We start from the raw sequence: 10,645 nt of genomic DNA, 5'->3' as shown, positions 1-10,645 counted from the left end.
GTTCAGGTCTCGTGCGTCGGCCGGCCCGAGGGGGGTCCGTGCCCCGTCCGTCGCCCGGCCCGCCGGTGGGCCCGGCCCGCCGGTGACCGGGCTGATCCCCCGGCCGCACCCCCGCGCCGATCAAGGCGCGGACTGCACGCTCCGCCATCACTCGGGTGGCCCCCGCGAAGGCGCCCCCCGCCGCCGGGCGCCGTAAGGATGCGGGCATGGGTATACGCGTGATCCCCCGCCGGACGGCGACAGCCACGCCCCTGGTCGCGGCCGCCACGGCGCTCGTGTCGGCGCTGCTCTCACCGGTCCCGGTGTTCGCGGCCGGTGCGAGTACCGCCCGGACACCCGCCCCCTGCCGCACACCCCGTGAGCACCGTCCCGCCGCCCGGGCGGCGCTGGACCCGCAGGAGGCGGCGTCCGAGGAGGAGCAGGTCGCCCAGCCCGAGCCGGTGCGGCTCCGAAAGAGCCGTCTGACCTGCGTTTTCGCGAGCGTGCGCCAGGAGGATCCGGCGGAAGCCCGCACGACGCTGTTCGGGCAGGCGGCCCTGTGCCGGGTCCAGGAGTGGCACCACCGGCTCACCGGCTGGGAACGGGCCCGCCTGCGCACCCTGGCCGGCGGCTCGGACCACGGCGCCGCCCGCCGCCTGTGGACCGACCTGAGCCACAGCTGCCACAGCTACCTGGGCCGGATCCTCACCCGCGCCGGCTCGGCGACCGAGGCCGGGAGCGCCGGCGGCTGCCCGGCGTAGCCGCGGACCGGCCGACGTGCGCCGTCAGTGACCGGCCGACGTGCGCCGTCATTGTGAGGCGGTCCGGCCGACGTGCGCCGCCAGCGTGAGTCGGACCGGCCGACGTACCCCATCAGTGACCGGCCGACGTGCGCCGTCATTGTGAGGCGGACCGGCCGACGTGCGCCGCCAGCCTGAGGCGGACCGGCCGACGTACCCCGTCAGCGTGAGGCGGATCCGCAGATGCGCGCCGCCGGCGTGAGCCGGACCGGCAGAGGCGCCCGTCAGCGCGAGGTGGACCGGCTCGGCTCCGGGCGGGGCGGGGCCGGACGCGCGGGGGCCGGGCGCCACAGCCGTACTCCGACGCCGTACAGGAGCAGCCCGAGCAGCAGGCCGGCGCCCGCCCCGAAGCACAGGGTGGGGATCAGTTCCCAGAGCTCCGCGGTCGAACCCCAGTACGCCCACCAGTGCAGGGCCCGCTGCACCGCGCCCACCAGCGCGCAGCCGCCGATCACCGCGGCCGCCAGCCAGCGGTCCGCCCCGGACAGCGACGGCACCCCCGTCGGTCCGGCGGCCGGTGTCCGGCGCAGCGCGAGGACGACGAAGACCGCGATGACGACGGCCGCGACCGCGGAACTGCCGTACTGGAGGTACCAGTACAGCGGTGAACCCGCGAAGTCCCGTCCCAGGACGGGCAGGAGCCGCATGCCCCACCGGTCGAGATGCGTGAACGCGTCCCACACGACATGGGTCAGCGCACCGAGCGCCGCGGAGACGTACCACCACAGGGCCCGCGTGGCACTCGGGCGCTGCCGTACCGCTCCGCAGCGCAGCAGCGCCGCCGGGCGGCCCTGCCGGGCGCGGGGCAGCAGCGCCACCAGCGGCTCGCGCAGCAGCAGCCACAGTCCGACAAGTGCCCACGCGATCAGCACGTCGAGGGTGAAGACCCCGGTGAAGGAATGCGTGAAGTCGCCGAACTCCATCGCGCCGGACAGCACACTCGCCGCGTAATAGGTCATGTCGGGAGCGAACGACCCGGCGATGAGCACCGCGGGCACCAGCCGGCCGCGGCCGGTCCCGTCGCCGCGGACGGCGGGCAGAACGGCCGCCGCGTGGCTGAGAGTGAAAGGCAAGTCGGCTCCCTGCGGCTGACGTTGGCCCCGCGCCGGCACCCGCCGGGCCCCGGCGGTCACGGACGCCGAGTATGAGGGACGCATGAGAATATCCGGGCGGGGCGCCCCGGGCCTGCGCCCGGGCACGCGAGCGTGTGGCCAACTGGTGAATAGCGGTCGCGAACGGGTGCCCCGCTGGTGGAAGTTGTCGTAGGGTCACCTGGGTCACCGTGCCGGGGGAGCGCGGTCGAGCAGGGGAACAGCGCGCGAAGCGCGGGCGGTCGGTCCACGGGAGGGATTCACGCAATGGCGGCGCAATTCGGTAGGAGGCTGCGCAAAGGGGCGGCAACCACCGCCGTGGCAGCGGCCGCGGTCGCGGCTCTGGCCGCGTCCCAGGCACCCGGAGTGACCGCCGACGACCCCAGCAGACAGGCCACCGGATCCGAGGCCCGGACCGACGGGACCGACGACGGCAGCGCGACCGGCAACTCGCGGTACTACACCGACCTCCCGCCGCTCGAAAGCCCCACGGCGACGCCCAGTCCGGGCAGCTCCGGCTCGCCCGACACCTCGGGTTCCGAAGCCGGCATCCCCGCGACCGTCCTCGATGCCTACAAGAAGGCCGAGGCCTCGCTGCGCGAGTCCAAGCCGGGCTGCAACCTGCCCTGGCAGCTTCTCGCCGCGATCGGCAAGGTCGAGTCGGGCCAGGCCCGCGGCGGCCGCGTCGACTCCAGCGGCACCACGTTCACGCCGATCCTCGGGCCCGTCCTCAACGGCAACGGCTTCGCGAACATCAGCGACACCGACAACGGCGCGTACGACGGCGACAGCACGCACGACCGCGCGGTCGGCCCGATGCAGTTCATCCCCTCCACCTGGGCGTGGGCGGGCCGCGACGGCAACGGCGACGGCGTGAAGAACCCCAACAACGTCTACGACGCGGCCCTCGCCGCCGGCCACTACCTGTGCCGCTTCGACCACGACATGTCGGTCCAGTCGCAGATGAACGCCTCGATCCTCAGCTACAACAACTCGACGGCCTACCTCAACACGGTCCTGTCGTGGCTGGAGTTCTACCGCAAGGGCACCCACGAGGTGCCGGACGGCACGGGCAGCCTGCCCTCGCACAGCAGCGACGACACCACCGATGCGAGCCCCACCCCGTCGCCCCCGTCGCCGCCGACGCCCAGCGCGCCGCCGAGCAAGCCGAGTACTCCGCCGAGCAAGCCGGGCACGCCCAGCACCCCGCCGAGCACGCCCGGCACGCCCAAGCCGACCCCGCCCACCCCCACCGAGACGGTGGACCACCTGGAGGACGCGGGGACCGCCAAGCTCACCGCCACGGCGGGCGACACCTTCGGCGAGAAGATCGCCACGCGGCCCGAGACCAAGGCGGGCAAGGCCGTGCCGAAGGTCCGGGTGCGGTTCACGATCGTCGGGGACACGGACGCCACCTTCGCCGGCGGCGAGAGCGTCGCCACGGTCTCCACCGACAGCACCGGCACGGCCACCGCGCCCGCGCTCCAGGCGGGCGAGAAGACCGGCGACTTCACCGTCCGGGCCACCGTCGTGGGCCGCGCGGTGACCGGACTCGACTACACGGCGACCGTCACGCCCCGCCAGGCCGACACCCTCGCCCGGACCGGCGACACCCCGCTGACCTGCGTGCCGGGCGGCGAGTTCGCGGACCAGGTCGAGGTGAAGGCCACCTACAAGGGGGCCACCGCGGACAAGGTCGCGGCCACCGCGACGCTCATCAAGTCGGCCGACGACGCCACCGCGAACGACAAGGGCCCCTACTTCAAGGACGCGGACGGCAAGACCGCGCGGACCCTCACGGGCCTCACCACGGACGCCGACGGTCTGCTCAAGCTGCCGAAGCTGTACGCGGACGACACGACCGGCACGTTCCTGCTCCGCATCAACACCACCGGCGGCGCCACGCTGACCGTGGAGCTGACGGTGGCGGCCGCCACCTCGTAACCAGCGCATCGCACAGCGGCGCCCCTCCGTCCCCGGACGGAGGGGCGCCGCTGTGCGTGTGTGCAACGTGTTCTCATCTCGGCCCGCCGTTGCTACGGTGCCCGACCTGACGACGTATCAGTTCTCTGTCCGCCGGGAGGCCCGTATGCGTGCCCTCATCGCCGCCGCGACCGGTCTCGCCGTAGCGCTCGCGCTGGTCCTCACCCTCACGGCCATGGGCTCGCCGTCCGGTACGACCTCACCGAAGCCGATGCTCACCACCGTTCCCGAGCACCCGTAGCGAACCCCGAGTCCCCGTACGAGCCACCGTCCCCGCAGACCCCGTAACGCACCGGGAGGGCCGCCGAGATGCGACGCAAGGCCAGCCTCGTCCTGCTCGCCCTCGCCGTGTTCTTCACGGCGCTGTCCCCACTGCTGCGCTGGTACGCCTTCCCGCGCCTGGCGAAGGTCCCGGCCAACCAGTACCAGGACATGGTCCTGGAGGCGAAGGACGCGACCCTCCTCGACTACGGCAGCATGACGGCCAAGAAGGTCCCCAAGGTCACCATCGTGCAGACGCTCAAGGGCAACGTCGAGGCCTCCGAACGGATCGAGCGCACCGCGGGACGTGACGTCGTCGTCTGGGACTCCCTCTCCTATGTCGAGGGACCCGACGGCGAGATGGTCTCCAAGCTCCCCGAGCGCTACATCTTCGACGCGCACAGCCAGGAACCCGTCCACGCCACGGGCGAGTCGGTCGACGGCGACCCCGTCACTCGGGACGGCATCGAGTTCAAGTGGCCCTTCCGGACGGAGAAGCGGGACTACGAGTACTTCGACGCGCAGACCCGCACCACGGCCCCCATCCACTACAAGGGCACGCGGAACTTCCGCGGCGTCGAGGTCTACTACTTCGAGCAGACCATCCCGTGGACCAAGGTCCCGTTCCCCAAGATCATGCCCGTCGAGGGCATCACCCCGGAGTCGGTCGCCAAGACGGGCACGACCCGCTGGTACACCACGGTCCGCAAGTTCTGGGTCGAGCCGCTCACCGGAGCGCCCGTCTACGGCGAGGAGATCCACAAGGAGGAGCTCCGCGGCGGCACCCTCCTCGGAGACCGCGACAAGGTGACCGCCTTCTCCGGGCACGTCAAAATGCGCGAGGACTACATCAGGTCGACCGTCGACCTGGTCAAGTCGAACCGCACCCTGGTCCTGCTGATGACCTCGTACCTGCCCTGGGGCTTCCTGATCATCGGAGCCGGGCTCCTGTCACTGTCCCTCTACCTGGAGGCCCGCGGCCGCAGGCCGGACGACCCGGCCCCGGACCGGGCCGAGGCCCCGGAGCCCGTCAACGCCTGAGCCGGCTGTTCGTGTGCCGGGTCGGCTCGGCGGTCGCCGGGTCCTCGGGCCACGGGTGCTTGGGGTAGCGCCCGCGCAACTCGGCCCGTACGGCCTTGTAGCCGTCCCTCCAGAAGGACGCGAGGTCGGCCGTGACGGCCGCCGGACGCCCGGCAGGCGAGAGCAGATGCACGAGGACCGGCACCCCGGCGGCCTTCGGGGACTCCTGGAGGCCGAACATCTCCTGCACCTTCACGGCGAGCACCGGCCGCTGCGGATCGCCGTAGTCGATCCGGATCCTGGACCCGCTGGGCACCTCGATCCGCTCGGGCGCGAGCTCGTCGAGCCGTGCGGCGTCGCCGGAGGCCCAGGGGAGCAGCCGGGTGAGGCCCTGCCCGGCCTCGATCCGCCCGAGATCGGCCCGCCGCCGGGCCCGGCTCAGCTCGGGCTCCAGCCATTCGTCCACGCGCGCGTGGAGCGCGTCGTCGGACACATCGGGCCACGGAGCACCCAGATTGCGGTGCAGGAAGGCGAGCCGCTGCCGCAGGACCTCCGCGTCCCGCGACCAGCGCAGCAACCCGAGCCCCTCCGCGCGCAACCCCTCGACCAGCGCCTCGCGTACGAGGCCGGCATCGACGTTCCGCAGCGGCCGCACCGCCAGCTCCACGGCCCCCAGCCGCTCCACCCGGCGCGCGACGACATCGCCGTCGGCCCAGTGGACCTCGTCCCCCTCCGTGTGCAGCGAGCCCGCGGCCCGGAGCGCGATGTCCTGGTCGACCACGGCCCCGAGCCGCACCCGCGCGTGCCCCGCGCCGACCGGCCGGTCCGCCACCGCGACGGCCAGCCAGGCCGCGCCGCGCAACGCCGAACCCTCGCCGGCCTCGGCCCGCGTCCCGGACACCATGAGGTACGACCCGCCCTGCGCCCGCGCGACCCGCTCGGGAAACGCGAGCGCGGCGACGAGCCCGGCGAGCCGGTCGTCCCCCGTGCCCGCCCGCGAGCCGGCACCGCCCTCGGCCCGGCCCGCGCCACCGCGAGGGGCAGCGGCGGAAGCGTGAGGCCGTTCCCCGGCCGCGGGTGCCGGCGTCGCCGCGCCGCGCAGCCGCCGGACCTCCGTGCGCCAGCGGGCCGCGTACGCATCACCTCCGCGCCGGGCGCTCCGCAGGGCCGCGGCGAGATCGTCGCCGTACTCCCGCGGCGGCTCCTCGCTCAGCAGGGCGACGACCTCGGCGGCCCGCTCGACACCGACCTCGGGCGCCGCGTCCAGCAGCGCCCGGGCGAGCCGCGGATGCAGCCCGAGCCGGGACATGCGCGTGCCACGCTCCGTCGCCCGCCCCGCGGCGTCCACCGCGCCCACCGCCGACAGGACGGCCCGCGCCGCCGCCATCGCCCCACCCGGCGGCGGATCGAGCAGCGCGAGCCCGGACGCCTCCGGGTCGCCCCAGCAGGCCACCTGCAGAGCGAACGCCGTCAGATCGGCCACCTTGATCTCCGGCGCCGGGAAGCGGGACAGCCGTGCGTCCTCCGCCTCCGTCCAGCACCGGTACACCGCACCCGGCGCCTCCCGCCCGGCACGGCCCGCCCGCTGCCGTCCCGCCGCCTGCGAGGCCCGTACGGTCGTCAGCGCGCTCAGCCCGCGCGCATGGTCCACCCGCGGCTCCCGCGCGAGCCCGGAGTCGACGACCACGCGCACCCCGGGAACCGTCAGCGACGACTCGGCCACCGAAGTGGCGAGGACCACCCGGCGCCGCGCTCCGGGAGACAGCACCGCGTCCTGCACCGCGGCGGGCGCCCGCCCGTGCACCTGCAGCACGTCGACCTCCCCAAGGTTCCCCAACTGCCCCGCCACGCGCGCGATCTCGCCGACCCCGGGAAGAAAACAGAGCACGTCCCCGTCCCGCTCCGTCAGCGCCCGGCGCACCACCGACGCCACATGCGCCAGCAGCGCCGGATCCACCCGCATCCCGTGCGGGGGCCGTACGGGCCGGGCGGGCGGCGACCAGACCACCTCCACCGGATACGACACACCCTGCGCCTCGACCACCGGCGCGCCGCCCAGCAGCCGGGCCCAGCCCTCGGCGTCCGTCGTCGCGGACGCGGCCAGCAACCGCAGCTCGGGGCGGAGCGCGGACCGCACGTCCCACAGGAACGCCGCCACCGTGTCCGCGTCCAGATGGCGCTCGTGGCACTCGTCGAGGACGACCACGTCGACGCCGGCCAGTTCCTGGTCCCGCTGCAGCCGTTGCAGCAGCACCCCGGTCGTCACGACCTCCACGCGCGTGTGCCGCCCCACCACCCGCTCCCCGCGCACGGTGAAGCCCACGCTCTCGCCGACCTTCTCGCCGAGCAGCCACGCCATCCGCCGCGCGGCCGCCCGGGCGGCGATGCGCCGCGGCTCGGCGACGACGACCCGCCGCACCGGCTCCTCCCCGACCAGACCGGCCAGGACCAGCGGCACGAGCGTGGTCTTGCCGGTGCCGGGCGGCGCGCACAGCACCGCCGCGCCGTGCTCCTCCAAGGCGCCGCGCAGCGCGGGCACGGCGGAACGGACGGGCAGCCGGTCGAGAGCGTCGGTACGGATCACGCCCCCAGTCTCGTACGGCCGTCAAAACGGTCTCCACACGCGCGTGGAGAGCAAGGGCCTCTACGCGCGCGTGGAACAGGGGGAAACAGAGGGAGAGGGGAACGGGCGGTGGTCGTCAGTCCCGCTCGCAGACGAAGATCGCCGTCCCCGGGATGAGGTTCCCGCGCAGCGGGGACCAGCCGCCCCACTCCTGGGTGTTCCAGGCGGGCCACTCCGGCTCGACGAGGTCGAGGAGGCGGAAGCCGCCGGCGACCACATCGCGCACCCGGTCGCCGACCGTCCGGTGGTGCTCCACGTACACCGCGTTGCCCTCGTCGTCCTGCTCCACGTACGGAGTGCGGTCGAAGTACGAGGCGGCGACGCTCAGTCCCTCCGGGCCCGGCTCGTCCGGGAAGGCCCAGCGGATCGGGTGCGTCACCGAGAAGACGAAGCGGCCGCCCGGACGCAGCACCCGGTGCACCTCGCGCAGCACGCGGACGGGGTCGGCGACGAACGGCAGCGCGCCGTACGCCGAGCACGCGAGGTCGAAGGAGCCGTCCGCGAACGGGAGGGCGCCCGCGTCGGCCTCCACCAGGGGCACGGTCCCGCCGATCCGCAGCGCGTGCTGGAGCTGGCGGTGGGAGAGGTCCAGGGCCACCGGACGGGCACCCTGGGCGACCAGCCAGCGCGAGCACTGCGCGGCGCCGGCCCCGATCTCCAGGACGTCCTTGCCCTTCAGCTCCTCGGGCGGGCCGAGGAGTTCGGCCTCCACCTCGTCGAGTCCCTCGGGGCTCCACACGAACCGGTCGTCGCCGAGGAACGTGCCGTGCTCGATCTGGTACTCGTCCGCGTTGCGGTCCCACCAGCCCCGGTTGGCCCGGGAACTCTCCGTGACGTCTGCGGCACGGCGGGTGGCTTCCGGCTCGGACGGTTCGGGCTCTTGGATGATCGGCTCCCTCGTATTAGTCTGCGGCTCTTCCGTACAACCCGTCCCCGCGGGCGTCACGACAGAGGCGGCGAGGGCCCACGTGGCCTCCAGGGACAGGTCTTGTGCCGGGTATGCGGCGTTCCGCCCCGGGTGTGCGCCTTCGCGCATTGACCCTGTCCGGCTGCCCCCGTATGCTACAAGTTGCGCTGCGGGCCTGCGCTCCTCAGACGTAGCAGGCTGCGCTCGCATCTGTTGTATGTCCCCTCGGTTGTCGAGGCGCCTACGGCAATGTCCCTCTCAAGGGGGCATGACCCGGTTCGGCGCTTCCTTGGCTGTCCGGCCGTCTTCAGAGCGAAACGGGCTCCCGGCGTAAGCAGTACCTACGACTCACTGTCCGTACCGGAGCCCTTTCCCACATGACGAGCAGCACCGAGACCACCTCTACCACGCCGCAGGTAGCGGTCAACGACATCGGTAACGAGGAAGCTTTCCTCGCCGCGATCGACGAGACGATCAAGTACTTCAACGACGGCGACATCGTCGACGGCGTCATCGTGAAGGTCGACCGGGACGAGGTCCTGCTCGACATCGGTTACAAGACCGAAGGCGTGATCCCGAGCCGCGAGCTCTCGATCAAGCACGACGTCGACCCGAACGAGGTCGTCGCCGTCGGCGACGAGATCGAGGCCCTGGTTCTCCAGAAGGAGGACAAGGAAGGTCGCCTCATCCTGTCCAAGAAGCGCGCTCAGTACGAGCGTGCCTGGGGCACGATCGAGAAGATCAAGGAAGAAGACGGCATCGTCACCGGTACCGTCATCGAGGTCGTCAAGGGTGGTCTCATCCTCGACATCGGCCTCCGTGGCTTCCTGCCGGCCTCCCTCGTCGAGATGCGCCGCGTCCGCGACCTCCAGCCGTACGTGGGCAAGGAGCTCGAGGCCAAGATCATCGAGCTGGACAAGAACCGCAACAACGTGGTCCTGTCCCGCCGTGCCTGGCTCGAGCAGACCCAGTCCGAGGTCCGCCAGACGTTCCTCACGACCCTGCAGAAGGGTCAGGTCCGCTCCGGCGTCGTCTCCTCGATCGTCAACTTCGGTGCGTTCGTGGACCTGGGTGGCGTCGACGGTCTGGTCCACGTCTCCGAGCTTTCCTGGAAGCACATCGACCACCCCTCCGAGGTTGTCGAGGTCGGCCAGGAAGTCACCGTCGAGGTTCTCGACGTCGACATGGACCGCGAGCGTGTCTCCCTGTCGCTGAAGGCGACGCAGGAAGACCCGTGGCAGCAGTTCGCCCGTACGCACCAGATCGGTCAGGTCGTCCCGGGCAAGGTCACGAAGCTCGTTCCGTTCGGCGCGTTCGTCCGCGTGGACGAGGGCATCGAGGGTCTGGTCCACATCTCCGAGCTGGCCGAGCGCCACGTGGAGATCCCGGAGCAGGTCGTCCAGGTCAACGACGAGATCTTCGTCAAGGTCATCGACATCGACCTCGAGCGCCGTCGCATCAGCCTCTCGCTGAAGCAGGCCAACGAGGCCTTCGGTGCCGACCCGGCCTCGGTCGACTTCGACCCGACGCTGTACGGCATGGCCGCGTCGTACGACGACCAGGGCAACTACATCTACCCCGAGGGCTTCGACCCCGAGACCAACGACTGGCTCGAGGGCTTCGAGGCTCAGCGCGAGGTGTGGGAGACCCAGTACGCCGAGGCGCAGCAGCGCTTCGAGCAGCACCAGGCGCAGGTCATCAAGTCCCGCGAGGCCGACGCTCAGGCCGAGGCCGAGGGTGCCACCAGCACCACGGGTGCGGCTCCGGCCGCCTCCGCCGGCGGTTCGTACTCCTCGGAGTCGGACGACAACTCCGGCGCCCTGGCGTCGGACGAGGCGCTGGCTGCTCTCCGCGAGAAGCTCGCGGGCGGCCAGAGCTGATCGCTCACCGCTAGGCAGTAGTTGAAGAAGTGGGGGCGCCCCCCCAGGTTGGGGGCCCCGATAATTTGCGGGGTGGGGGGGGCGGGTGGGGGGATGGTTTC

The 10,645-nt window shown here is 72.6% G+C and carries 8 protein-coding genes; 5 read left to right on the top strand and 3 right to left on the bottom strand.

Features of this window, described 5'->3' with window-relative positions; genetic code table 11:
* Positions 1-206 precede the first annotated feature (206 nt).
* A complete protein-coding gene (locus ACFVYF_RS01340) occupies positions 207-740 on the top strand; it encodes a hypothetical protein (protein ID WP_389448966.1) in 534 nt (177 codons plus the stop codon).
* 263 nt (positions 741-1,003) lie between these two features.
* Here ACFVYF_RS01340 and ACFVYF_RS01335 read toward each other — a convergent pair whose 3' ends face one another.
* Entirely contained in the window at positions 1,004-1,852 is an 849-nt protein-coding gene (locus tag ACFVYF_RS01335) for a DUF4184 family protein (RefSeq protein WP_389448963.1), read from the bottom strand.
* A 285-nt stretch (positions 1,853-2,137) separates the two neighbouring features.
* Here ACFVYF_RS01335 and ACFVYF_RS01330 point away from each other — a divergent pair, with 285 nt between their 5' ends.
* The 3 genes from ACFVYF_RS01330 (at position 2,138) to ACFVYF_RS01320 (ending at position 5,155) form a co-directional block, all read left to right on the top strand.
* A complete protein-coding gene (locus tag ACFVYF_RS01330) occupies positions 2,138-3,814 on the top strand; it encodes a lytic transglycosylase (RefSeq protein ID WP_389448961.1) in 1,677 nt (558 codons plus the stop codon).
* A gap of 145 nt (positions 3,815-3,959) precedes the next feature.
* Positions 3,960-4,094, top strand: a complete 135-nt coding sequence (locus ACFVYF_RS01325) for an SPW_0924 family protein (protein WP_389448958.1) — start codon at positions 3,960-3,962, stop codon at positions 4,092-4,094.
* Positions 4,095-4,162: 68 nt separating this feature from the next.
* On the top strand, positions 4,163-5,155 hold the full coding sequence (locus tag ACFVYF_RS01320; RefSeq protein WP_389448955.1) for a DUF3068 domain-containing protein: 993 nt from the start codon (positions 4,163-4,165) through the stop codon (positions 5,153-5,155).
* On the opposite strand, the gene hrpB is transcribed toward ACFVYF_RS01320, so the two are convergent.
* Together hrpB and ACFVYF_RS01310 are read right to left on the bottom strand one after the other, a co-directional pair.
* Positions 5,145-7,718, bottom strand: a complete 2,574-nt coding sequence (gene hrpB / locus ACFVYF_RS01315) for an ATP-dependent helicase HrpB (protein WP_389448952.1) — start codon at positions 7,716-7,718, stop codon at positions 5,145-5,147. The genes ACFVYF_RS01320 and hrpB overlap by 11 nt on opposite strands.
* A gap of 115 nt (positions 7,719-7,833) precedes the next feature.
* The gene (locus tag ACFVYF_RS01310) at positions 7,834-8,793 is read right to left on the bottom strand and encodes a class I SAM-dependent methyltransferase (RefSeq protein WP_389448949.1); all 960 of its coding nucleotides are present in this window, start codon (positions 8,791-8,793) and stop codon (positions 7,834-7,836) included.
* A gap of 248 nt (positions 8,794-9,041) precedes the next feature.
* Between ACFVYF_RS01310 and rpsA the strand changes: the two genes are divergently transcribed.
* Positions 9,042-10,544 (top strand): 30S ribosomal protein S1, encoded by a 1,503-nt coding sequence (gene rpsA / locus ACFVYF_RS01305; RefSeq protein ID WP_389448946.1) that lies wholly within the window; start codon positions 9,042-9,044, stop codon positions 10,542-10,544.
* Positions 10,545-10,645: the final 101 nt, after the last annotated feature.

Source organism: Streptomyces sp. NPDC058274, assembly GCF_042881375.1.
GTDB lineage: Bacteria > Actinomycetota > Actinomycetes > Streptomycetales > Streptomycetaceae > Streptomyces.
The sequence above is the reverse complement of the archived record's forward strand: the minus strand, read 5'-3'. Positions and strand labels throughout refer to the sequence as shown.

Coding starts and splice junctions, on each gene's coding strand:
- ACFVYF_RS01340 (WP_389448966.1), top strand. CDS start 207: ATGGGTATACGCGTGATCCCCCGCCGGACGGCGACAGCCACGCCCCTG.
- ACFVYF_RS01330 (WP_389448961.1), top strand. CDS start 2,138: ATGGCGGCGCAATTCGGTAGGAGGCTGCGCAAAGGGGCGGCAACCACC.
- ACFVYF_RS01325 (WP_389448958.1), top strand. CDS start 3,960: ATGCGTGCCCTCATCGCCGCCGCGACCGGTCTCGCCGTAGCGCTCGCG.
- ACFVYF_RS01320 (WP_389448955.1), top strand. CDS start 4,163: ATGCGACGCAAGGCCAGCCTCGTCCTGCTCGCCCTCGCCGTGTTCTTC.
- ACFVYF_RS01310 (WP_389448949.1), bottom strand. CDS start 8,793: ATGCGCGAAGGCGCACACCCGGGGCGGAACGCCGCATACCCGGCACAA.
- rpsA (WP_389448946.1), top strand. CDS start 9,042: ATGACGAGCAGCACCGAGACCACCTCTACCACGCCGCAGGTAGCGGTC.